The organism is Andreprevotia sp. IGB-42, from assembly GCF_009848685.1.
GTDB lineage: Bacteria > Pseudomonadota > Gammaproteobacteria > Burkholderiales > Chitinibacteraceae > Andreprevotia.
In genome coordinates, this window is sequence record NZ_WXTX01000002.1 from 303,069 (window position 1) to 325,168 (window position 22,100).

20 protein-coding genes are annotated in these 22,100 nt (G+C 63.1%); 13 read left to right on the top strand and 7 right to left on the bottom strand.

Annotation, left to right across the window (positions count from 1 at the left end):
- Positions 1-8 precede the first annotated feature (8 nt).
- From IGB42_RS04170 to IGB42_RS04195, 6 genes are all read left to right on the top strand, one after another.
- On the top strand, positions 9-1,607 hold the full coding sequence (locus IGB42_RS04170) for an ABC transporter substrate-binding protein (protein WP_159667238.1): 1,599 nt from the start codon (positions 9-11) through the stop codon (positions 1,605-1,607).
- A 186-nt stretch (positions 1,608-1,793) separates the two neighbouring features.
- Positions 1,794-2,804: an ABC transporter permease subunit gene (locus IGB42_RS04175; RefSeq protein WP_159667241.1), complete on the top strand. Its 1,011-nt coding sequence runs from the start codon at positions 1,794-1,796 to the stop codon at positions 2,802-2,804.
- 3 nt (positions 2,805-2,807) lie between these two features.
- Positions 2,808-3,716, top strand: a complete 909-nt coding sequence (locus IGB42_RS04180) for an ABC transporter permease subunit (RefSeq protein ID WP_159667244.1) — start codon at positions 2,808-2,810, stop codon at positions 3,714-3,716.
- A gap of 3 nt (positions 3,717-3,719) precedes the next feature.
- Positions 3,720-4,691 (top strand): ABC transporter ATP-binding protein, encoded by a 972-nt coding sequence (locus IGB42_RS04185; RefSeq protein WP_159667247.1) that lies wholly within the window; start codon positions 3,720-3,722, stop codon positions 4,689-4,691.
- Entirely contained in the window at positions 4,684-5,694 is a 1,011-nt protein-coding gene (locus tag IGB42_RS04190; RefSeq protein WP_236822486.1) for a peptide ABC transporter ATP-binding protein, read from the top strand. Before IGB42_RS04185 ends, IGB42_RS04190 begins: the two co-directional genes overlap by 8 nt.
- A 119-nt stretch (positions 5,695-5,813) precedes the next feature.
- Positions 5,814-6,779, top strand: a complete 966-nt coding sequence (locus tag IGB42_RS04195; RefSeq protein WP_236822487.1) for a pseudouridine synthase — start codon at positions 5,814-5,816, stop codon at positions 6,777-6,779.
- A 119-nt stretch (positions 6,780-6,898) separates the two neighbouring features.
- Here the strand turns inward: IGB42_RS04195 and IGB42_RS04200 are convergent, their stop codons facing one another.
- The 5 genes from IGB42_RS04200 to rlmH all read right to left on the bottom strand — a co-directional run bounded on the left by IGB42_RS04200 (position 6,899) and on the right by rlmH (position 12,719).
- Positions 6,899-8,191: an anaerobic sulfatase maturase gene (locus IGB42_RS04200; RefSeq protein ID WP_159667250.1), complete on the bottom strand. Its 1,293-nt coding sequence runs from the start codon at positions 8,189-8,191 to the stop codon at positions 6,899-6,901.
- Positions 8,192-8,205: 14 nt separating this feature from the next.
- Positions 8,206-9,192, bottom strand: coding sequence for a YkgJ family cysteine cluster protein (locus IGB42_RS04205; protein ID WP_159667253.1), 987 nt, complete (start codon positions 9,190-9,192; stop codon positions 8,206-8,208).
- A 209-nt stretch (positions 9,193-9,401) separates the two neighbouring features.
- Entirely contained in the window at positions 9,402-11,369 is a 1,968-nt protein-coding gene (locus IGB42_RS04210) for an arylsulfatase (protein WP_174764165.1), read from the bottom strand.
- 244 nt (positions 11,370-11,613) lie between these two features.
- Positions 11,614-12,201, bottom strand: a complete 588-nt coding sequence (locus IGB42_RS04215; RefSeq protein ID WP_159667256.1) for a nucleoside triphosphate pyrophosphatase — start codon at positions 12,199-12,201, stop codon at positions 11,614-11,616.
- A 47-nt stretch (positions 12,202-12,248) separates the two neighbouring features.
- Entirely contained in the window at positions 12,249-12,719 is a 471-nt protein-coding gene (rlmH, locus tag IGB42_RS04220) for a 23S rRNA (pseudouridine(1915)-N(3))-methyltransferase RlmH (protein WP_159667259.1), read from the bottom strand.
- Positions 12,720-12,778: 59 nt separating this feature from the next.
- On the opposite strand from rlmH, the gene IGB42_RS04225 reads away from it, so the two are divergent.
- Together IGB42_RS04225 and IGB42_RS21945 are read left to right on the top strand one after the other, a co-directional pair.
- Positions 12,779-13,519, top strand: coding sequence for a pseudouridine synthase (locus tag IGB42_RS04225; protein WP_159667263.1), 741 nt, complete (start codon positions 12,779-12,781; stop codon positions 13,517-13,519).
- 450 nt (positions 13,520-13,969) lie between these two features.
- Positions 13,970-16,048, top strand: coding sequence for a glycoside hydrolase family 19 protein (locus IGB42_RS21945; RefSeq protein WP_201799819.1), 2,079 nt, complete (start codon positions 13,970-13,972; stop codon positions 16,046-16,048).
- A 510-nt stretch (positions 16,049-16,558) separates the two neighbouring features.
- On the opposite strand, the gene IGB42_RS04235 is transcribed toward IGB42_RS21945, so the two are convergent.
- The gene (locus IGB42_RS04235; protein WP_236822488.1) at positions 16,559-17,803 is read right to left on the bottom strand and encodes an MFS transporter; all 1,245 of its coding nucleotides are present in this window, start codon (positions 17,801-17,803) and stop codon (positions 16,559-16,561) included.
- A gap of 47 nt (positions 17,804-17,850) precedes the next feature.
- Between IGB42_RS04235 and IGB42_RS04240 the strand changes: the two genes are divergently transcribed.
- The 5 genes from IGB42_RS04240 (at position 17,851) to cobU (ending at position 21,698) form a co-directional block, all read left to right on the top strand.
- Entirely contained in the window at positions 17,851-18,765 is a 915-nt protein-coding gene (locus IGB42_RS04240) for a LysR family transcriptional regulator (RefSeq protein ID WP_159667267.1), read from the top strand.
- Between the two features lie 69 nt (positions 18,766-18,834).
- Positions 18,835-19,869 (top strand): nicotinate-nucleotide--dimethylbenzimidazole phosphoribosyltransferase, encoded by a 1,035-nt coding sequence (gene cobT, locus IGB42_RS04245; RefSeq protein ID WP_159667270.1) that lies wholly within the window; start codon positions 18,835-18,837, stop codon positions 19,867-19,869.
- The gene (locus tag IGB42_RS04250; RefSeq protein ID WP_159667273.1) at positions 19,862-20,641 is read left to right on the top strand and encodes an adenosylcobinamide-GDP ribazoletransferase; all 780 of its coding nucleotides are present in this window, start codon (positions 19,862-19,864) and stop codon (positions 20,639-20,641) included. Before cobT ends, IGB42_RS04250 begins: the two co-directional genes overlap by 8 nt.
- Positions 20,626-21,153 (top strand): histidine phosphatase family protein, encoded by a 528-nt coding sequence (locus IGB42_RS04255; protein ID WP_159667276.1) that lies wholly within the window; start codon positions 20,626-20,628, stop codon positions 21,151-21,153. The genes IGB42_RS04250 and IGB42_RS04255 overlap by 16 nt, the downstream gene beginning before the upstream one ends.
- A complete protein-coding gene (gene cobU / locus IGB42_RS04260) occupies positions 21,150-21,698 on the top strand; it encodes a bifunctional adenosylcobinamide kinase/adenosylcobinamide-phosphate guanylyltransferase (protein WP_159667279.1) in 549 nt (182 codons plus the stop codon). Before IGB42_RS04255 ends, cobU begins: the two co-directional genes overlap by 4 nt.
- Before the next feature lie 73 nt (positions 21,699-21,771).
- Here the strand turns inward: cobU and IGB42_RS04265 are convergent, their stop codons facing one another.
- The gene (locus tag IGB42_RS04265) at positions 21,772-22,035 is read right to left on the bottom strand and encodes a hypothetical protein (protein WP_159667282.1); all 264 of its coding nucleotides are present in this window, start codon (positions 22,033-22,035) and stop codon (positions 21,772-21,774) included.
- Positions 22,036-22,100 lie beyond the last annotated feature (65 nt).

Here is a 22,100-nt window from a genome sequence, read left to right on the forward strand (position 1 = left end):
GACACCCCATGCGATTGACCCCGCGCCACCTCGCGCTTGCCGCTGCCTTTACCCTGGCTGCAGGCAGCGCTGCTGCAGCAGGAAAAACACTGATTTTCTGCTCCGAAGGCAGCCCGGCCGGGTTCGACCCCGCCCGTTATTCCACCGGTACCGATTTCGATGCCAGTGCGGAAACCGTATTCAACCGGCTGACCGAGTTCGAGCGCGGCACCACCAAGGTGATCCCGGGGCTGGCAGAAAAATGGGATGTCAGTGCAGATGGCCTCACCTACACCTTCACACTGCGCAAGGGCGTGAAATTCCACACCACGCCTTACTTCAAACCGACGCGTGACTTCAATGCCGATGACGTGGTGTTCACCTTCCAGCGGCTGATCGACAAGAGCACGCCCTTCAACAAGGCGGCGCCAGCCGAGTACACGTACGCGTCCGACATGGGCCTCGATACCAACCTGGTGCTGGTGGAAAAAGTCGACCCGTACACGGTGAAGATGAAGCTCAAATCCGTGGATGCCGCCTTCATCCAGAACCTGGCGATGCCGTTCGCCTCGGTGCAATCGGCCGAATACACCGACAAGCTGCTCAAGAGCGGCAAGGCCAACCTGATCAATGCCGAGCCGATCGGTACCGGCCCGTTCATTTTCCGCAGCTACCAGAAGGATGCGGCGATCCGCTATGACGGCAACCCGGAATACTGGCGCAAGGGCGATGTGAAGCTCGACAAGCTGATCTTCGCCATCACGCCGGATGCCTCGGTGCGCTACCAGAAACTGCAGAAAGGCGAGTGCCATGTAATGGCCTACCCGCGCCCGGCCGACCTGCAGGCCATGCAGGCCAATCCGCAGCTGGCCGTCCCCAGCCAGGCCGGCTTCAACCTGGGCTGGATTGCCTACAACGTCAAGCACAAGCCGCTGGACAAGCTGGAAGTGCGCCAGGCGCTGGACATGGCGATCAACAAGAAGAGCATCATCGACGCGGTCTACCAGGGCGCCGGGCAACTGGCCACCAACCCGATGCCGCCCACGCAGTGGTCATACAACAAGACGCTGAAAGACGCCCCCAACGACGTTGCCAAGGCCAAGGCGCTGCTGGCCAAGGCCGGCTTCCCCAACGGCTTCGAGATCACGTTGTGGGCCATGCCGGTACAGCGCCCGTACAACCCCAATGCCAAGCTGATGGCGGAAATGGTGCAATCGGACTGGGCGAAGATCGGCGTGAAGGCGAAAATCGTCACCTACGAATGGGGCGAGTACATCAAGCGCGCCAAGAGCGGCGAGCAGGACACCATGACCATAGGCTGGACCGGCGATAACGGCGATCCGGATAACTGGCTGGGCGTGAACCTGAGCTGCGATGCAGTAGGCGGCAACAACTACTCCAACTGGTGCTACAAGCCGTTCGATGACCTGATCGTGAAGGCCCGCAAGCTCACCAATCAGGCTGAGCGCAGCAAGCTGTACGAGCAATCACAGGTAATCTTCAAGGAACAGGTGCCGTTCACGCCGATTGCGCACTCCACCATCTACCAGCCGGTACGCAAGGAAGTGCAGGACTTCAAGATCGGCCCGTTCGGCCTGAATGCCTTCTACGGTGTCGGCCTGAAATAATACCGCCAGCAAGCACTGCAGCTTGCTGCGTGGTGAACAGCGGCCCGCGATACACTCGCGGGCCGCTGTCTTGAGCGCAATGCATGCAGATGCAGGTTTCGCGCAACCCCGATTCAAACCTAAATTAAAACCAGAGCCGATCAGGCCCCAATCACCGCGCATGGTTGCGGTGCAGGGAGAAACCCCATGTTCACCTTCATCCTGCGGCGGCTGGCCGTGGTGATACCGACCTTCCTCGGCATCACCCTCCTGGCCTTCGCACTGATCCACATGATCCCCGGCGACCCGGTGCTGATCATGGTGGGCGAGCGCAAGCTGGACCCCGAGTTCTACAAGGCCGCCATGGCGCGGCTGGGGCTCGATCAGCCGCTCTACCTGCAATACTGGCACTACCTGACCGGCATGCTGCATGGTGACCTGGGCCAGTCCATCGTCACGCAGGAGCCGGTGATGAGCGAGTTCCTCAAGCTCTTCCCCGCCACGCTGGAGCTGTCGATCTGTGCGATGCTGTTTGCCACCGTGTTCGGCCTGGCCGCCGGTATCGTTGCCGCCACGCGGCGCGGCACCGTGCTTGATCACACGGTGATGGGCGCTGCGCTCACCGGTTACTCGATGCCGATCTTCTGGTGGGGGCTGATCCTGATCATCTTTTTCTCGGTGAACCTGGGCTGGACACCGGTATCGGGCCGCATCGACCTGCAATACGACATCGCACCACGCACCGGGCTGATGCTGATCGACACCCTGCTGTCCGGTGAGGAAGGCGCATTCAAATCCGCGGTGATGCACCTGATCTTGCCGTCCATCGTGCTTGGCACCATCCCGCTGGCGGTGATCGCGCGCATGACGCGCTCGTCGATGCTGGAAGTGCTGCGCGAGGACTACATCCGCACTGCCCGCGCCAAGGGGCTGTCGCGCACACGCGTGGTGCTGGTGCATGCACTGCGCAATGCACTGATGCCGGTGGTCACGGTGATCGGCCTGCAGGTGGGCACCTTGCTGGCCGGCGCGGTGCTGACCGAAACGATTTTCTCGTGGCCCGGCATCGGCAAGTGGTTGATCGATTCGATCTCGCGCCGCGATTACCCGGTGGTGCAGGGCGGTATCCTGCTGGTGGCCACGCTCATCATTGTCGTCAACTTGCTGGTCGATGTGCTGTACGGCGTCATCAATCCGCGCATTCGCCACGCGAGGTAAACCATGGCCGAATCCGCCAAACCCGTCCCCGCCGATCTGCTGCCCGCCTATCCATCGCCACTGCGCGAGTTCTGGCTGTCTTTCCGCGTGAACAGGGGCGCCACCGTCGCGCTGTTCTATTTCATCCTGCTGGTGGTTGCCGCGCTGTTTGCGCCGCTGATTGCCCCGCATCTGCCAGCCGAGCAATTCCGCGATGCGTTGCTGGCGCCGCCTGCGTGGTCGGAAGGCGGCAGTTGGCAGTTCATCCTCGGCACCGACGAAGTAGGCCGCGACATCCTGTCGCGGCTGCTGCACGGTGCACGGCTGTCGCTGATGATCGGCTCGGTCTCGGTGCTGCTGTCGCTGATCCCCGGCGTAGCGCTGGGCCTGGTTGCCGCGTTCTACCCGGGCGCGGTGGGCACCGCCATCATGCGGGTGATGGACATCATGCTGGCGCTGCCATCCTTGCTGCTGGCCATTGCCATCGTTGCCGTGCTCGGCCCGGGCCTTGGCAATACCGTGCTGGCGATTGCCATTGTCGGCCTGCCCTCGTATGTGCGGCTGGCACGCGGCTCGGCCATGACCGAACTGCACCGCGATTACGTGGTGGCCAGCCGGCTGGCCGGGGCCAGCCAGTTGCGGCTGATGTTCAACACCGTACTGCCCAATTGCATGGCACCGCTGATCGTGCAGGCCACGCTGGGCTTTTCGTCCGCCATCCTCGATGCGGCCGCGCTGGGCTTTCTGGGCCTTGGCGCACCGCCACCGCTGCCCGAATGGGGCACCATGCTGGCCACCGCGCGCGATTACATCCAGAGCGCATGGTGGGTGGTGACCATGCCCGGCCTTGCCATCCTGATCACCGTGCTGGCGCTCAACCTGATGGGTGACGGCCTGCGCGATGCGCTCGACCCCAAGCTGAAGAAGGGGTGACCGATGAGCTTGCTCCATATCCAGAACCTCAGCGTATCGTTCGGCGCGTTCCGCGCAGTCAACCACGTCAGTTTTGACGTCAACCGTGGCGAAATCCTCGGCATCGTCGGCGAATCGGGCTCGGGCAAGAGCGTGACCATGCTGGCACTGATGGGGCTGATCGATGCGCCCGGCGTGGTCAGTGCCGATGCACTCGGCTTTGACGGCCAGGATCTGCTCCACGCCAGCAACGCACAGAAGCGCAAGATCATCGGCCGCGATGTAGCGATGATTTTCCAGGATGCGCTATCGAGCCTGAACCCCGCCTATACGGTAGGCGCGCAGCTGATGGAAACACTGAAACTGCACCTGAAGTTATCCGGCGCGGCCGCCAAGAAACGCGCACTCGATCTGCTCGACATGGTGGAGATCCCCGATGCGCGTGCGCGGCTGGCCGCCTACCCGCACCAGCTATCGGGCGGCATGAGCCAGCGTGTGATGATCGCCATGGCCATCGCCTGTAATCCAAAATTGCTGATTGCCGACGAGCCCACTACCGCGCTCGACGTCACCGTGCAGGCACAGATCATGGCGTTGCTGGTCAACCTGCAAAAGCAGAACGATATGGGCCTGATCCTGATCACCCACGATCTGGCCGTGATTGCCGAAGTGGCACATCGCGTGGCGGTGATGTACGCCGGCGAAGTGGTGGAAACCAGCCCGGTGCCGGATATCTTCAACACGCCGCGCCATCCGTATACGCAAGCGTTGCTGACCTCCATCCCCGAGCACAGCAAGGGCGCTGCGCGGCTGGCCACGCTGCCCGGCGTCGTGCCCGGCCAGTACGACCGGCCACGTGGCTGCCTGCTCAGCCCGCGTTGCCCGTACGTGCAGCCGCGCTGCGTGGACGAGCATCCTGACCTGTACACCACACCCGGTGGCACCGCGCGCTGCTTCTTCGCGCTGGATGACGGCGGGAGGCCAAGCCATGGCTGACCTGCAAACCGATATGGCAACACCGATGAACGATGCAGCAGTGATGATCGCCCGCGAATTGTCGCGGCACTACACGGTATCGCGCGGCTTTTTGCGCGGGCATGCCACCGTCAAGGCACTCAACAACGTGTCGTTCATGCTGCACGCCGGCAAAACGCTGGCGGTAGTGGGCGAATCGGGATCGGGCAAATCCACGCTGGCGCGCCAGCTCACGCTGGTGGAACAGCCCAGTGGCGGCAGCCTGCAGATCGGCGGCGTGGAAATCGCCAATGCCAGCAGCGCCCAGCTCAAGGCCTTGCGCCCCACCGTGCAGATGGTATTCCAGAGCCCGTATGCATCGCTGAACCCGCGCAAGCAGATCGGCACCATGCTCGATGAACCGCTGAAGCTCAACACCACGCTGGATGCACGCGCACGCGAAGCGCGCATCCGCGCGATGATGGACAAGGTGGGGCTGCGCCACGAGCACTACGAGCGCTACCCGCACATGTTCTCCGGCGGGCAGCGCCAGCGCATCGCCATTGCGCGCGCCATGATGCTGCAGCCACGCATCGTGGTAGCCGATGAACCCACCTCCGCGCTGGATGTATCGATCCAGGCACAGATCCTCAACCTGTTCATGGATCTGCAGCAGGAACTGGGCACCGCGTACGTGTTCATCAGCCACAACCTGTCGGTGGTCGAACACGTGGCCGACGATGTGATGGTGATGTACTTCGGCAGCACGGTGGAATACGGCAGCAAGACCGCCGTATTCGCCCAGCCTCTGCACCCGTACACGCGCGCGCTGATGTCCGCCACCCCGGCCATCCACAAGCAGGACCGGCAGATCAAGGTGAAGCTGGTGGGCGAATTGCCTTCGCCGCTGAATCCGCCCTCAGGCTGCGCGTTTCACACCCGCTGCCCGTATGCAGTGGAGCATTGCAAGACCGAAGTGCCATTGCTGCGGCCGATCGATGGCCGGCTGGTGGCCTGCCATCGTGTGGAGGAAATCACCAGCTGACGCACAGCCCATCGGGTCGGGTGGTGGTATGCAGCGAGCCAACACCCCCGCGCTGCACAATGCCTGCCAGCCAGACAGCGCCCACCGGTTACACTGTGTGATTGAATCTGGCCACCCCCATGACCCAACGACCCAATAGCAAGAAGACCGCTCCGCCGCCATCCACTGCCAAGGCGCTTAACAGCAGCGCCGCGCCACTGACCGCAAAAGCACGACCCAAATCGCTGCCGGCGAAGACAGCAGTGCCCAAGGCGGTACCCGGCGGCAGCCGCGTGATGCTGGGGCGTGCGCTGTCCAAGCTGGGTTTCTGCTCGCGCACGCAGGCAGAAGCGCTGGTGGCAGCCGGCAAGGTCAGCGTGAATGGCAAGGTGGAGCACGATGCCAACCGCTGGGTGGATACCGGCATCGACAAGCTGGCTGTGAGTGGTACCGCAGTGCAGAAGCAAGACTTCGTCTACCTGATGCTGAACAAGCCACGTGGCCTCGTCACCACTGCCGAGGACGAGCGCGGCCGCGATACCGTCTACCAGTGCTTTGCCGATGCCGATCTGCCATGGCTGGGCCCGGTGGGCCGGCTGGACCAGGCCAGCGAAGGCCTGCTGCTGTTCAGCAACGATACGCGCTGGGCGGCCGGGCTGACCGACCCCGCCAGCCAGCTGGATAAAACCTACCATGTGCAGATAGACCGCCTGCCCGATGATGCACTGCTGGCCGCGCTGCGTACCGGCATCAACGATGCCGGAGAGCAGTTGCTGGCCAAGGCGGTGCACGTGCTGCGCCAGGGAGAAAAGCATGCATGGCTGGAAATCGTGCTTAATGAAGGCCGCAACCGCCACATCCGCCGCCTGCTGCTGGCGCACGGCATCATTACACTGCGGCTGGTGCGGGTGCGCATCGGCGGCCTTGAAATGGGCAAGCTCGCCAAGGGCGAATGGCGTTTGCTGGAAGCGGCCGAGGTAGCGCAGCTGCGCACGGGTGCTGCGCCAGTCAAGCCCAAGGCCGCTGCCAAGCCCCCGGCAGCCCCGGCAAAAAAATTTGCAGCTCCCGGTAAAAAGATGTCAACGCCATCCACGCGCAAGCGTTGAATCAGGGTCGTCTGCTGTGAAGCGGGCGATGGCTTCATCTATCTCCGTATTGCACGAGCATTCAAACGCCTGCCTCCGCAGGCGTTTTTTTTCGCCATCCATTCCGCAAACCCGGCGAATCAGGCTGCGCGCAAGCGCTGCATCACCGGCACTGCGTGATCGTAAAAGCCCTTCCAGCCCTCGCACAGGTAGCTGAGATTGCCTTCGCCGGGCCGGGTTTTCAGCAGGCGCGTACGCGGGCACTCGCCATAGCATAGCTTCAGGTGCGGGCACTTGCGGCACTCGCCGGGCAGGCTGTTGAACTTGTCGAGGCCGAATTCCAGCTGGCGCAGCGAGAACACCATTTCCGATAGCGAGCGCTCGCCGATCTTGCCGATCTCGTATTCCGGGTACACGTAGTGATCGCACGAATACACGCGGCCGTCCTGCTCCAGCGCCACGTTCTTGCCGCAAAACGGGCTGCTGGTGCACAGCAGCGCCGGCTTGCCCTGCAGCTGCGCGATGGTGGTTTCAAACAGGTTGATCTTGATGCGGTTCAGATCCTTGCTGATCCATTCATCGAACACCGCAGACAAAAACCGCCCCCAATCGCCCGATTCCACGCTCCAGTCGGTGACGATGGATAGCGGATGCCCCGGCTTGCTGCGCGGACTACCCTGCTCTGCCAGCCGGCCGGCCTCGATATGGCCGGGGGCGACGTTTTCAAACTGCTTGGGCTCCACACAGGGGATGAACTGCATGTAGCTGGAACCCACTTCGTCACGCAGGAAGCGGTACACCTCCAGCGGCTGCAGCGCATTCTTGCGATTGATCACCGTCAGCGTACTGAACGATACGCGGTGTTTTTTCAGTATCTGCACGCCACGGCATACCGCATCGAAACTGGATTTGCCCGCCTTGGTGGGGCGGTACAGGTCATGCAGCTCGCGCGGGCCATCGATGCTGAGGCCGACCAGAAACTGGTTCTGCGCCAGGAATTCGCCCCATTCGTCATCCAGCAAGGTGCCGTTGGTTTGCAGGTCATTGGAGATGCGCCGGCCAGCCGGGGTGTGCTTCTTCTGCAGTGCCACGATGCGACGGAAAAACTCGACGCCCAGCAAGGTGGGCTCGCCGCCATGCCAGGTGAACACAATCTCTTCCACATCCTGGCTGGCGATATAGTCGGCAACAAAGGTTTCCAGCAAGGCATCGCCGATGCGCTGGTTCTTCTGCTCCAGCAGCCCTTCCTTGCTCAGGTAATAGCAGTAGTTGCAATCGAGGTTGCACGCCGACCCCACTGTCTTGATGGTGGCGTGCATATAGCGGCTGACGCCATGGCCGATCTTGCCCTGGCCGGCATCCAGATAGGTTTGCAGTGCCTCCGGGCTGATATTGAGGCGTTTGGCGTGGTGCAGGGTATCGGCGCTGTACATGGGATATCCGGGGGTCAGGCGCTGTGCCGCAGAGCGGCAGCAGCATGATGGGCCAGTTGCGGGCGCAGCGCCTGGTAGGCCTGTGCGTAGCCGCGCAACTGGGCGGTAAAGGGTTTGTCTGCCGGGTGCTTGCGGGCAAGCGCCGCAGCCAGCGTGTGTTCGATCAATTGCAGCTGTGCATCCACATACTGCAGGCAGCGCGCCGGCCTATGCGGCGCGGATGCGGCCAGCACCGCCAGCACGGGCACCAGCGACAGGTTGAAAAAGCCATCATGCGGAATGCGCTGCCACATGGCCGGGTCACGCAACGCATCCGCAAGCACTGCATGCACCTGTTTGCCCCAGTGCGCGTGGTCGGCGGCAAGCGCCGCGCGTTGCTGCTGCAGCGCGGGGTGGTAGTGCAGGTCGACCACCGTGCCATCTGCCGTCAGCGGCGCGTGCCCGGTGGTGGCGGTGCCAGCGCTGATGCAGCCGGCATCCAGGTAATCATGGTCATTGCTGCGGCTGGCCAGCACCGCGTGCTGCAGCCGATCCGGCTGCAGCGCATCCAGCGGCACCACGTTGCAGGCACCGGGCTTGCCGCTGGCGTGCAGGCTGCACAAACGCTGCGCATCCAGCGCAGGGCACGCCTGCAGCGACGGATAATCGACTGCCTGCAGTGCAATTTGCAACGCATCGCCGGCGCTATCCCCGCCAGGTGCGGCAAACAGCAGCGTATCGAACAGTGTGCGCTGCGCGGTTTCATCATCGGCAGTAATGGTCAGTTGCTTGCCAGCCAGCGTGATCTGGCGGCCAGCGATCAAGCGGGGTACGCGGCGCAAGGCCAGTGCACCGATGAAGCGGGATTCAAAACGCAGCAATTCTGCCAGCGTGAGCAAGGGCGGCGTATTGCAGCACTGCCCGCAAGCCGAACAATGGAACGCAAAACGGTCGCCCAGCGCCTGATCAGGCGCGACGGCAGCGTGCTGCGATGCGTGCAGTTTGAGGTGGATCACGGTCATGACAACTCCGAGGGCCCGCCGGCAGATGCCGGCGGGCTGGTAGCACATGCCGGCAGGGCCGGCATGTATCAGCAACACCTGGAACCGCCGGCAAAACCCGGTGAAACGGTGCTGGCGAGGCGCGCGAAACGCAGACAGTACAAGACGTACGGCAAGTGAGGCTCGGCGCCTCCACGCAACGCTGCCAGCAGGGTTTTGTCGGCGGTTCTTTAGTAGAAGCCTTTGGGGCGCAATGGATTGACCCCACCCACATCGCTCATATAGCCCTTCCACTGGCTGATGAGGTTGCTGGTCAGCACCGGGTACTGCGCAGAAAGATCATTGGTTTCGCCACGATCAATGGACAGATCGAACAATTCCCAATGGCCATCCACCGGGCCGAATGGCGGCTCGGTAAAGCGGGCCTTCCAGCGGCCATCCGCGCTGTAGATGGCGGTACGGCCGTAGGTTTCCTCACCGAATGGCGTGGTGCGGATCAGGCCGGGCGCACCCTGCTTGAGTGCATCCACCAGCGATTTGCCGGTAACCGGATACACGTAGCGGCCGTTGTAAACCACCTTGCCGCGGTTGAGATCGGCCCCGGTCTTGGGGTCGATCTGTGGCGGCGCAGCTTGCGACGGCAGCGTGACCTTGGCCAGCGCGAGGAAGGTCGCGGTGTTGTCGGTCACATGCGTGAAGCTGCGCAGCGCCGGCAGGTTGCTCTTCTGCCCCGGCAGCTTGGCAATGGCCGGGGTGGAGATGCTGCCTTCACCCATCATGCCCTTGAGCTGCGAGAACGGCGTGGCGCTGACTTCCGCCCAGCGCAAGCCATACGAGAGGCCCGGCAGGCCGCCAAACGAGGCATCGGTGCCGAGTTTTTCGTACTTGCCCGGTTGTGCGTTGGCGGTATCGGTTGCGGTCGGGTCCGCAGCGGAATCGATCGGCCAGCCTTCGGCACCGTTATCCGACTGGAACAGGATGAAGGTGTTGTCGTATTGGCCGGTATCTTTCAGATGCTGGATCAGGCGGCCGATGTTGTGGTCCAGGTTGGACACCATGCCGGCGTAGATTTCCATGTAGCGCGCCTGGGCTTTCTTCTCGTCCGCAGACAGGCTGGCCCACTTCTTGTTCACGCGGCCCTGGCCGTAATCGCTGTAGCCGGCGGCAGCACTGTTGAGCGCATTGATGTACTTGGCGCCCGCCTTGCCATCGTTGGCGGTGGCAGCAGAACGCGTCAGCGTTTCCGGCGTGCTGGTGGCAGCCGGCTGGCCGGAAGGGATCACGCCCAGTGCCTGCAGGCGCTCGTAGCGTGCGGCGGCAATGGCCTCGTAACCCTGATCGTACTTGCCTTTGTACTTGCTCAGCCATGGCTCCGGTACCTGCAGCGGCCAGTGCGGCGTGGTGTACGCAGCGTAGGCAAAGAACGGTTTGCCGTCCTTGCTGTTGGCATCGATGTACGAGATCAGCTTGTCGGTGAAGAAGTCGGTGGAATAGAACACCGCCGGTGTGCCGCCCACACCGCCGGGCTGGCCCGGCTGGCCTGGCTGCACATACTTGCCGTCTTCGGTGTAGTTCTTCGAGCCGGCGGCTTCATGGCCGAAGTGGTTGCCTGCCGCGCCCGGCAGCAGCGAAAAGCTGCGCTCGAAGCCCCACTGATCCGGCGTTTTGCCCGCGGTAGCTGCGCCGCCAACAATGGATGAACCCAAGTGCCATTTACCGGCGATATAGGTGTGGTAACCACCATCCTTGAGCAACTGCGCCACCGACAGCGAGCTGTCGTTCAGGTAGCCCTCGTAGCCAGGCAGACCCTTGCGCTCATCCTGCGGCGCGCCCATGGTGCCTTCACCCACCAGATGGTGATCGGTACCGGAAATCAGCATCGCCCGCGTGATCGCGCTGACGGTACCGGTATGGTGGTTGGTGAGGATGCGGCCGTTGGCAACCAGCGCATCCAGGTTCGGGGTTTCGATTTCGCCGCCAAACGCATGGATATCGGAATAACCGAGGTCATCCGCCATGATGTACAGGATGTTGGGGCGGCCATCCGCCACCACCGGTGCCGGCGTGGGGGATGGGGTAGGCGTTACCGTGGCTGCATCATCCGAATTGTTGCAGCCCAGCAAGGCCATGCTGGCAAATACGGCCAGCGCGATTGCGCTTTTGCCGAACTTGCCTGGAAGAATGCCGTTGTGTGGCATGGAGTCACTCCCTGGTGATCTGTTAATGGGAGGACACAATGCTAAAGAGTCGTTCTAACGCAAATTAATACTTAATGGGATGTTTTATATTCCACACAAGAATATTGCAGCTACTCGTTAGAAAAAATTCACCGCAAGTACTTCATTCCTGTGAGCATTTCCCGCTATTGCGGGAGATGCCCAATCACGCAAAGTACTGCTCTATTTCAAGCAATGATGTGGTTTTTTGTGCAGATCGTTCATTTCAAGCCAGCAAACCCAAGCCGGAACGGGCCAGCAATGCGGCAGTTTCATGCAGCGGCAGCCCCATCACCCCGGTAAAGCTGCCCGCCAGGTGCGACACGAACAAACCGCCACGCCCCTGTATGCCATAGCTGCCGGCCTTGTCCATCGGCTCGCCGCTTTGCACATAGGCATCGATCTGCGCATCGGTGAGCGCGGCAAAGGTGACATCGCTGATGGAAATCACTGCATCGGTCTCGTCACCGTTGCACAGCGCCACGCCGGTCAATACCTGGTGGGTGCTGCCGGATAGCTGGCGCAGCATGGCAGCCGCATCGGCGGCATCCACCGGCTTGCCAAGGATCAGCGTACCCAATGCCACCGTGGTATCCGACCCCAGCACCGGCAGCGCCGGCTTGTCTTGCGCGCGTGCGGCCTGCCAGCCGGCTTGCGCCTTGGCGCGCGCCAGCCGCAACACGTAATCGGCAGGCGCTTCAACGGCCAGCGGGGTTTCATCCACCGGCGCACCGACAATTTCGAAAGTGACGCCGGTTTGCGCCAGCAATTCACGGCGGCGCGGGCTGGCGGAAGCCAGGTAGAGATCGGTCATGGTCAGGCCTCTTCTGTCTGTATATGGGCGCGGCGGGGTGTACCCGCTCACTCGCGGTGGTAAGGATGGTTGTGCAGGATCGAATACGCGCGGTATAGCTGCTCTGCCAGCAGCACACGTACCATGCCGTGCGGCAGCGTCATCGCGGACAGCTGCAGCAACTGGTCTGCCCGCTGCTTCACGCTCGGGTCCAGCCCGTCGGTGCCACCGATGATGAATACCGTATCGCGGCCATCGGTGTGCCAGGCCTTCATCCGGTCGGCCAGCTGCATGGTGGTCCAGTTGGCGCCGCGCTCGTCCAGCGCGAGCACGCGCGCGCCTTGTGGCACCGCAGCCAGGATGCGCTCGGCCTCTTCGGCCATCACCTGCTGCGGCGTTTTGCTGCCGGCGCGTTTGTCCGGCTTGAGCTCGACCAGCGTGAGCGCGAATTCACGCGGCAAGCGCTTCTGGTATTCGCCAAAACCGTCTTCGATCCAGCCCGGCATCTTGTGGCCAACGGCAATGATGATGAGTTTCATGGCTAGGGCCTCGTGGCGCACGGCGGTAAAATGGGGCGATTTTACGCCATAGCAGCGCCATGCCCGATTCCCTTGCCAGCAAAACGCCAACCCCCTGCGTCGATATGGTGGCGCCTGATGCCGCCTTGCCCGCCATCGTGCACGTGGCCGATGACTTCGTGGTGGCATACAAACCTGCCGGGCTGAACTTCCACCGCGAAGGCAACGAGCCCGGCCTGACCGAGCTGTTGCGCCCGCAAGCCGACGGCGAGCTTTACCCGCTGCACCGGCTGGACAAGCTTACCTCCGGCCTGCTGTTGCTGGCCCGTAATGCTGCTGCAGCCAGCGAGTTTGGCGCGATGTTCGCCGGGCACCGGCTGGATAAATACTACCTGGCACTGTCTGCACGCGCACCACGCAAGAAGCAGGGCACGGTGGCCGGCGCCATGCTGCCGGCGCGCAATGGCAACTGGCGGCTTGGGGATGGCAACGAGCAATACGCGATCACGCAGTTCTTTACCCACGGTCTGGGCAACGGCTTGCGGCTGTTCCTGCTGCGGCCGCTATCCGGGCGCACGCACCAGATCCGCGTGGCGATGAAAAGCGTGGCAGCGCCCATCCTCGGCGACACCCGCTACGGTGGCGAAGCCGCAGACCGCGGCTATCTGCACGCCTACGCACTGGCATTCGACTGGCAAGGCCAGCGCCATGCATTCAGCCTGGCGCCAGCAACTGGCGGGCATTTCACCGAAGCTGCGTTTTGTCAGCGGCTGGCACAGATGCCGCAGCCCTGGCTTTACCCATGGCCAAGCAATAAATAAGCAAAGAAAGCAATTAGTCAATTTATTGTCAATATCAGCCTGTTGGCTAATACCAGTCACAAAATGGCCTGTAGCCACTTGGCAACTGTTTGCCCCGTCCACTACACAGGTGCATTCATTTCCACTACATCAGAACGTGCTTATTATCAGAAACAATCGTCAAATAATTCAATAATTTCCTTTTAATATCAACACATTGAATGTGATTTCATCCATTACCGGAAGAATCCGTGCATCAGCACATGTAGTCGAATCGGCAAGTATTACAACTACATGATCAAACGATAAACCGGGCTATTGACAATCATCCACACCTCCCCACTAATCGATAGCAAGGCTGGGATCGATGTAATCGCAGCTGCGTTGCGCCGCATTTCTTGCTTGAAATTGACGAGCGCCAGTCACGGCAAAATAGCCGGGCTGATCCCGATAAGTTGGAGGAGAGAGTCCATGTTCAATCGCTTCACCCTGGCGGCCATTCCGGCTGCGCTGGTGTTCGTGCAGGCGTTCGCCGCCTATCCTGCCTGGCAGGAAGGCCAGACCTACACGGCAGGCACCTTTGTCAGCTATAACGGCCACGATTACAAAGCGCTGGTTACCCACACTGCCTATGTCGGCGCAGGCTGGAATCCGGCCTCCACCCCCACGCTATGGGGTGACCAGGGCGTGAGCGTTGGCGGTACACCATCCCCCGTACCGACAGCCACGCCGGTACCGACTGCAACCCCCAAGCCCACCGCGACCCCGACGCCGACCACTGCTCCCGTTACCGCCACGCCGAAGCCTAGCGCCACGCCGACACCAACGATCGCGCCGACCATTGCCCCGACCGTCACCCCGACACCGGCCAGCTGCGGCACTGGCAGCAACAATCCGACCTGGAGCAGCACCACTGCATACAACGGTGGTGCCAAGGTGAACTACAACGGCCGTGACTACCAAGCCAAGTGGTGGACATCGGGCGATATCCCGTCGTCGAACACCGGTGACGGCAAGCCATGGACCGATCTGGGTGCCGCCGGCGCCGCTTGCCCGATCACCCCGACACCGACCACGAAGCCCACGGTTACCCCGACACCTGTCGCAGGCGTGAGCCCGACCCCGACGATCAAGCCAACGGTCACCCCCACACCAACAACGACGCCGAGTACCAAGCCGACGACGACCCCGACACCGACCACGGTGCCGCCAACCGTCACGCCAACGCCGTCGGGCAACCCGACCGTGGTACCGCCGCCTGCTGCATACAAGCCGCAAATCACCTTCATCGCCGCACCGGCCGGCTACCCGACCGATGCCAAGTTTGCCGCTGATGAAGCCGCGCTGGCTTCACAAGCCGGTACCGATGCGCAAGCCATCAACCGCATCCGTGCCGCACTGGCCGTGCTGCCGGATGACCAGGTGAATGCCGTGGTCGCTGGCCGTACCGGCAACCCGGACAACGTGAAGCGTGTGGAACGCGTGATGAACGAAGCGAAGTTCGATTCGTTCTTCCCGGTGCGCAACGTGGCCTACACCTACGTGAACTTCCTGCGTGGCGTGGCCAAGTTCCCGGCGTATTGCGCCACCTACAGCGACGGTCGCGACAGCGATGCCATCTGCCGCAAGCTGCTGGCGACCTCGTTCGCGCACTTCGCCCAGGAAACCGGCGCCAACTGGCCTGCACTGACACCGGCCACGGCCCGCACCTATCCGGCACAGAACAACGCCGTGCTGGCGACAATGGACCAGAACACCGCCATCCCGTCGTACAAGCAGGCACTGTGGTATCTGCGTGAATCCGGCTACAACGAAGGCTCGGCAGTCGGCGCGTACCAGGATTGCTTCCGTGGTGCCGGCAGTTCGATCTTCTCGATCTTCTACCCATGCGCACAGAATGCCTCGGGCCAGACCATCGATTACTTCGGCCGTGGCTCCAAGCAGCTGTCGTGGAACTACAACTTCGGCCCGTTCAGCAAATCGCTGTATGGCGATGTGAACGTACTGCTGGATAACCCGGGCCGTGTTGCCGATACCTGGCTGAACTTTGCCTCGGCCATCTGGTTTGCCGTTTACCCGCAATCGCCGAAGCCACCGATGACCTGGGTGGTTGACGGTACCTGGGTGCCGAACGCAGTCGACGTTGCCAACAATATGAGCCCGGGCTTCGGCGCGACCGTTCATATCATCAACGGTGGCATCGAGTGTGGCGGCGGCGGCGCCGAAAAACCGCAAGTGCAGAACCGCATCGCGTCTTACCGGGCGTTCGCAGCTGACCTCGGCGTGCCCATCCCGGCCAACGAGGCACTGGGTTGCGCCGCGATGAAGGGCTTCCAGCCGGGTTCCGCCGCGGCAACCAAGACTTACCTCGACAAGAACTGGGGTTACAACGCCAACAATCCGGGTGGCGTGAGCTGGGCGTGCTCGCTGGTGGACTACCAGATGCCGTTCTCGCTGGCCAATCCGGGCGACTACAAGCAATGCGTCGACTACATGTTCCGCGGCCAGGTGAAGTACAACGGCCAGGTCGTGATCGACAACACCAAGTAACAGAGAGCAGCAGTAGTTGAAACGGCGACCCGCGGGTCGCCGTTTTTTTTTCGTCTGTTAGATACCCGGAAGATCGCGTCGATTCGGTACCGCGAATAAGTGCCTTCAGGTGCAACACCATCCAATACGACAAGCACCAGCAAAAGCACTATCCGGCAGGGCCAAATCGCCGGACCAGCGCACGGCACACATCATCACCAAGCTGACGCGCATGTGCGGTAGCGGCTGCTATTTCAACCTCACGCCGCGCCAGCGCGTCCTTCGCCCAATGGACTCGTGCGGCACCCAACGGCAAGTGATCGGCGCTGGAAGCGATGGCGAAAAAAACAGGACGCCTTCATCGTTCTCATCGATAGCAAGGCGGAAATGCATGGCGCCCAAAAAAGCAGCACCGTCCAGAAAACAGCTTTCCCCGGCCAGCATGGCGCTAGCCAGTTCAACCACTTCTCGCCGCGCCTGTGCTTCGTCTGGCCGCGCCTGCGCCGATGTTTATCCGCTTCAGGCCGGTTTTCAGGTGGGCTGCGTCAAAGCTTGCCGGCGACTGGCCAGATAAACCACCACCCCCGCCGCACTCAACACCGCTCCCAAGGCCGATACCCCCAGCCAGCCGGCATGCGCATAGATCGCCGCAGACAGCAGCGATCCACTGGCCCCACCGATGAAATACGCGGTCATGTACGCCGAGGTAATGCGGCTGCGTGCTTCCGGGCGCAGCTTGTAGATCACGCTCTGGTTGCTCACGTGTACCGCCTGCACCGCAAAATCGAGCACCAGGATGCCGATGATGAAGGCGACGACCGACGAGGGCGCAAACGCGATCGGCAGCCACGACAGCAACAGGCTGAGCAGCCCCCACAGCGTGGTGCGCTCGGTATGGCCGCGATCCGCCAGCCGGCCCGCATAAGACGCAGCCAGCGCACCGGCAGCACCGACCAGGCCGAACAGCCCGATCATCGCATCGCCGTAGTGATACGGCGGCGCGCTCAGCAGGAAGGCCATCGGCGTCCACAACACGCTGAAGATGGCGAACGACAGGCCGCCCAGCAACGCGCGCAAACGCAGCAACGGCTCTTCCACCACCAGCGCCCATACGGAGGCCAGCAACTGAGGGTAGCTCAACCGGTTGGCTTCCTTGTGAGTGGGCAGCACGAACCACAGCGCCACCGCGGTAAGGATCAACAGCGGCGCGGCGACGAAATACACGGTGCGCCAGCCGCCCAGGCCGGCCAACGTGCCGGCAACGGTACGCGCCAGCAGGATGCCCAGCAGCAGCCCGCTCATGATGGTGCCCACGGCCTTGCCGCGCTGCTCCGGCTCGGCCAGCGCAGCGGCAAACGGCAACAGCACCTGCGCCACCACCGACAGCAAGGCGGTCAGTGCGGTGCCTACCAGCACCATGCCGATGTTCTGTGCGCTGCCGGTAATCAACAAGCCCAATGCCGCCAGCACGGTCATGCCGACGATCAGCTTGCGCCGCTCCAGCAGATCACCCAGAGGCACCAGCAACACCAGCCCTGCCGCGTAGCCCAACTGCGCCGCCGTCACGATGAAACCGGCAGCGCCCAGCGAAATACCGAAGGTGGTGGCCAGCGTATGCAGCAAGGGCTGCGCGTAGTAATTGCTGGCCACGGCAAGACCGGTGGCAAATGCCATCAGCAGTACCAGGCCGGTGGTCAGCCGCGGCGCGGGGTGCGGAGCAGTCATATCGTTGTCCTTGATCGTCATGCCGTGCAGTATCCATCTGGCGCGATTCATGACACCAATGTATTGTTTTCATCGGATCAATCACATTTTGCGATGCAATGAATCTGCGACAGATCGCTTACGCGGTTGCCGTGGCCGAAGAAGCCAGCTTCACGCGCGCTGCAGAGCGCTGCCATACCGTGCAATCCGCCCTCAGCCACCAGATTGCCCGGCTGGAAGAAGAGCTGGGCGCACCACTGTTCGAGCGCACCTCGCGCCGGGTGCGCCTTACCCCGGCCGGCCACGCCTTCCTGCCGGCAGCGCGCCAGCTGTTGCACAGCGAGCAACGCATCCGCGATGAAGTAGCAGCCGCCACCGGGCAGATCCGCGGCGCGTTGTCGGTGGGGCTGATCTCGGCACTGACAGTGCTCGATACCGTCGACCTGCTGGCCGAGTTCCACGGCATGCACCCGCAGGTGGACGTACGCTTTGCATCCGGCATGAGCGAACACCTGCTGGTGAACGTGCGCGAGCACCGCTGCGATGTCGCGTTTGTCGGGCTGTGGCCGGGCGAAATCATCGAGGGGCTCAACACGCTGTTGCTGGCTGATGAAGCATTGGTAGCCGTGCTGCCGCCCGGCCATCCGCTGGCCAGCAGCAGCGAAGTCTGCCTGCGTGATCTGGCGGTGCAGCGCTGCGTGGATTACCGCGCCGGCAGTGGCGCACGCCGCCAGACCGACGAAGCCTATGCCGCCGCCGGCCTGACCCGCCATGTGCACTTCGAAGTCGACCATGCCAGCCTGATGGAACGGGTGATCCGCCGTGGCCTTGCCATCGGCATGGTGCCGGCCGAAACCGCCGCCGGCATGCAGGGCCTTGCCATCGTGCCGGTGCGTGATGCGCCACGCCGGCGCGTCTATTGCGTATGGGCATACCACCCCACGCCGGCCGCCGCCGCCTTTGTCGAACTGGTGCTGGCAAGAAGCCAGGCCTTGCCCCAACCGCTGGCCTATCCGGCGATGGCAACACCCTGAAACCGCGTCGCGCAGGCCCCGAGGCGGCCAAGCGCGTATCATGCGGCCATCCGGAAAACGAGCACCGCCATGCCCAACATTGCCCCCCTTGCCCAAGACCTTGCCCCCGCGCTGCAGCACAAGCTGGACCGCAAGACCAAGCCCGTAGGCAGCCTGGGCCGACTGGAAGCACTGGCGCTGCAGTTGGGCATGATCCAGCAGCGGCTGGACCCGCAAATCGTTAACCCCGCCGTATTGGTGTTTGCGGCCGATCATGGCCTGGCACGTGCGGGCGTCAGCCCGTTTCCACCGGAAGTCACGCCGCAGATGGTGCACAACTTCCTTGCCGGTGGTGCCGCCATCAACGTGCTGTGCCGTGCCAATGGCCTGGCGCTCAAAGTGGTGAATGCAGGCGTGAATGCCGAATTTGCGCCGCACCCCTTGCTGATCGACGTGGCAGTGGCGCGCGGCACGCAAAACAGCCTGGAAGGCCCGGCCATGACGCCGGAACAGGCCGATCTGGCCGTGCAGCACGGTGCTGAGATCGTCCGCCATTTCGCCGCGCTGGGCACTACGGTACTGGCGCTGGGTGAAATGGGCATCGGCAATACCTCGGCCGCATCACTGCTGATGGCACGCCTCACCGGCACGCCACTGGCCAGTTGCACCGGCCGTGGCACCGGCCATGATGATGCCGGCTTGGCACGCAAGCTGGCCATCCTGCAACAGGTGCTGGCGCGCCATGCAGATGCAAAAGATGCGATGGCAGCGCTGGCGGCGTTCGGCGGTTTCGAGATCGCCATGATGGCGGGCGCCTACCTGCAGGGCGCGGTCAGCCGCATGCTGCTGGTGGTGGATGGCTTCATCGCCACTGCCGCGCTGCTGGTCGCCAGCAAGCTGAACCCGGCAGTGCTCGATTACTGCGTGTTCGCGCATTGCTCGGGCGAGCAGGGCCACCGCCGCCTGTTGCAATACCTGGGTGGCGAACCGCTGCTGGATCTGGGCCTGCGCCTGGGCGAAGGCAGCGGTGCGGCCACGGCGTTCCCGCTGGTGCGTGCGGCTGCAGCTATCCTCAACGAAATGGCCTCGTTCGAATCCGCCGGCGTGAGCGACCGGGATGCCTGAAGCACTGCAGCGCTGGCTACGCCCGCCGCTGGTCGCCATCGCCTATTTCACCCGCATTCCCATCCCGGCATGGGTAGGCTACCGGGAGGACGACCTCGACCGCGCCGCATGCTGGTTTCCAGCGGTGGGGCTGCTGGTGGGCGCGCTGCTTGCCGCGGTGTGGTGGCTGGGCGCAGAGGTGTTCACCCCGCGCGTGGCACTGGTGCTCAGCCTGATTGCCGGCGTGCTGCTCACCGGTGCCTTCCATGAGGACGGCCTGGCCGATTCGGCCGACGGCTTTGGTGGCGGCTACACGCGCGAGCGTGCACTGGAAATCATGCACGATTCGCGCATCGGCACCTTTGGCGCGGTAGCGCTGCTGCTGGCCTTCATGCTGAAACTGGAAACGCTGGCCGCGCTGCCGGCGCAGTGGATTGCCGGGGCGCTGATCGCGGCGCATGCAGCCAGCCGCTTCGTTGCAGCCAGCCTGCTGGCCACGCTCGATTACGTGCGGCCAGCCGGCAAGGCCAAGCCCGTTGCCACCAGGCTGGGCGGCCGGGGCTTGCTGCTTGCTGCCGCCTGCGGCATCACGCCGCTGCTGGTGTTCGACTGGCGCGCCGGCCTGATCGCCTTGCTGGTGCTGGCGCTGCTGCGTGCACTGGTTGCGCGCTATCTGGTGCGGCGCATTGGCGGCTACACCGGTGATGCACTGGGCATGACGCAACAACTGGCCGAGCTCGCCATTTACCTGACTTTTGCCGCCTGGGCACCATGGGCATGGCGCTTTACCTGATCCGCCACCCGGCGCCGCAGCACGTGCCCGGGATTTGCTACGGCCAGCTCGATTTGCCGCTGGCCGAACCCGTCACCGATGCCGCGCATTGGCTGGCGCAACTGCCGGCGCGCTTTGCCTGCTACACCAGCCCCTTGCAGCGCTGCCGGCTGCTGGCCGAAGCGCTGCAAACACCAACATTGATCGACGCGCGGCTGCTCGAGCTCGATTTCGGCCGCTGGGAAGGCCAGCAGTGGGATGCCATCGGCGCCGCTGCGCTCGATGCGTGGATAACCAGCGACTACGCGGCAGACGCCCACGGTGGCGAAAGCTTGGGCGCCTTGCACGCCAGGACCGCAGCTTGGGCCAGCGATGCCGCAAGGCAGCCGCTACCGGTGGTGGCCGTCACGCATGCCGGGGTGATCCGCAGCCTGCTGGCGCAGCAGCACGGCTGGTCCACCACGCAGGCATTCGATCACCCGTTGCCATTTGGCAGCGTCACCCTGCTCGACTGGAAACCATCCCCACCATGACCACCACGCTGATCCTTGGCGGTGCCCGCTCGGGCAAAAGCGCCTACGCGGAAAAACTGGCTGCCGGATCGGGCAAGCCGGTCGTGGTGATTGCCACCGCCACGGTGGGCGACGCCGAAATGGCCGCGCGCATTGCACGCCACCGGCAAGATCGCCCCGCGCACTGGCAAACGGTGGAAGAACCCATCGCCGTTGCCGCCGCCATCCGTGACGCCGCAGCAGCAGATTGCGTGGTGCTGGTCGACTGCCTGACCTTATGGCTGGCCAATACACTGTTCAGCACCGCGCATGATGTACCGGACGAAGGCGTGCCCGCCCCCTCTGCGCTATTCGTGCACGAGCGCGCGGCATTGCTCGATGTACTGGCGCACGCCGCCGGTGATGTCATCCTGGTCAGCAATGAAGTGGGGCTGGGCGTGATCCCCATGGGCGCCGGCACCCGGCTGTTCGTGGATGAAGCCGGCCGGCTGAACCAGGCGGTGGCTGCAGTGTGCGGGCAAGTGCGCTTCGTCGCGGCAGGGCTGCCGCTGGTGCTGAAAGGCTGACGCACCGCGCGCCGTACGGCGGCCGTCGATGCGGCCCCGGAGTGCCACGGTAGCGATCAATCCAGGCTGTGTATCAATAATCCGGCACGCCGAATGCGGTAAGGATGTAATCGAACTGGCCGCTATCCATCTGCTCAGCCACATAAGGCTGCAGCTTGGCGATACGCTCGGCATCGAGCATGTACGACAGCTTCATGTCCGGGTCCGGCTTGTCCTGCTCGTGCTCGAACAGCGCAAACAGAAAGGCCGGCGAGACGCTTTCGGCCAGCGGCAAGTGGCCGATGAAGCCCCCTTCCATGCCCTTGTCCCAGACTTCGATGGCGCGGACGATTTTCATGATGCAGCTCCAATGGCACGGTATGTGGCTTGATCCGCCATTATACCGCCGCCGGCAGCCTGCCC

Bases quoted from the DNA above. Each gene is read 5' to 3' on its own strand.
- IGB42_RS04170 (WP_159667238.1), top strand. From the start codon at position 9: ATGCGATTGACCCCGCGCCACCTCGCGCTTGCCGCTGCCTTTACCCTG.
- IGB42_RS04175 (WP_159667241.1), top strand. From the start codon at position 1,794: ATGTTCACCTTCATCCTGCGGCGGCTGGCCGTGGTGATACCGACCTTC.
- IGB42_RS04180 (WP_159667244.1), top strand. From the start codon at position 2,808: ATGGCCGAATCCGCCAAACCCGTCCCCGCCGATCTGCTGCCCGCCTAT.
- IGB42_RS04185 (WP_159667247.1), top strand. From the start codon at position 3,720: ATGAGCTTGCTCCATATCCAGAACCTCAGCGTATCGTTCGGCGCGTTC.
- IGB42_RS04190 (WP_236822486.1), top strand. From the start codon at position 4,684: ATGGCTGACCTGCAAACCGATATGGCAACACCGATGAACGATGCAGCA.
- IGB42_RS04195 (WP_236822487.1), top strand. From the start codon at position 5,814: ATGACCCAACGACCCAATAGCAAGAAGACCGCTCCGCCGCCATCCACT.
- IGB42_RS04200 (WP_159667250.1), bottom strand. From the start codon at position 8,191: ATGTACAGCGCCGATACCCTGCACCACGCCAAACGCCTCAATATCAGC.
- IGB42_RS04205 (WP_159667253.1), bottom strand. From the start codon at position 9,192: ATGACCGTGATCCACCTCAAACTGCACGCATCGCAGCACGCTGCCGTC.
- IGB42_RS04210 (WP_174764165.1), bottom strand. From the start codon at position 11,369: ATGCCACACAACGGCATTCTTCCAGGCAAGTTCGGCAAAAGCGCAATC.
- IGB42_RS04215 (WP_159667256.1), bottom strand. From the start codon at position 12,201: ATGACCGATCTCTACCTGGCTTCCGCCAGCCCGCGCCGCCGTGAATTG.
- rlmH (WP_159667259.1), bottom strand. From the start codon at position 12,719: ATGAAACTCATCATCATTGCCGTTGGCCACAAGATGCCGGGCTGGATC.
- IGB42_RS04225 (WP_159667263.1), top strand. From the start codon at position 12,779: ATGCCCGATTCCCTTGCCAGCAAAACGCCAACCCCCTGCGTCGATATG.
- IGB42_RS21945 (WP_201799819.1), top strand. From the start codon at position 13,970: ATGTTCAATCGCTTCACCCTGGCGGCCATTCCGGCTGCGCTGGTGTTC.
- IGB42_RS04235 (WP_236822488.1), bottom strand. From the start codon at position 17,803: ATGAATCGCGCCAGATGGATACTGCACGGCATGACGATCAAGGACAAC.
- IGB42_RS04240 (WP_159667267.1), top strand. From the start codon at position 17,851: ATGAATCTGCGACAGATCGCTTACGCGGTTGCCGTGGCCGAAGAAGCC.
- cobT (WP_159667270.1), top strand. From the start codon at position 18,835: ATGCCCAACATTGCCCCCCTTGCCCAAGACCTTGCCCCCGCGCTGCAG.
- IGB42_RS04250 (WP_159667273.1), top strand. From the start codon at position 19,862: ATGCCTGAAGCACTGCAGCGCTGGCTACGCCCGCCGCTGGTCGCCATC.
- IGB42_RS04255 (WP_159667276.1), top strand. From the start codon at position 20,626: ATGGCGCTTTACCTGATCCGCCACCCGGCGCCGCAGCACGTGCCCGGG.
- cobU (WP_159667279.1), top strand. From the start codon at position 21,150: ATGACCACCACGCTGATCCTTGGCGGTGCCCGCTCGGGCAAAAGCGCC.
- IGB42_RS04265 (WP_159667282.1), bottom strand. From the start codon at position 22,035: ATGAAAATCGTCCGCGCCATCGAAGTCTGGGACAAGGGCATGGAAGGG.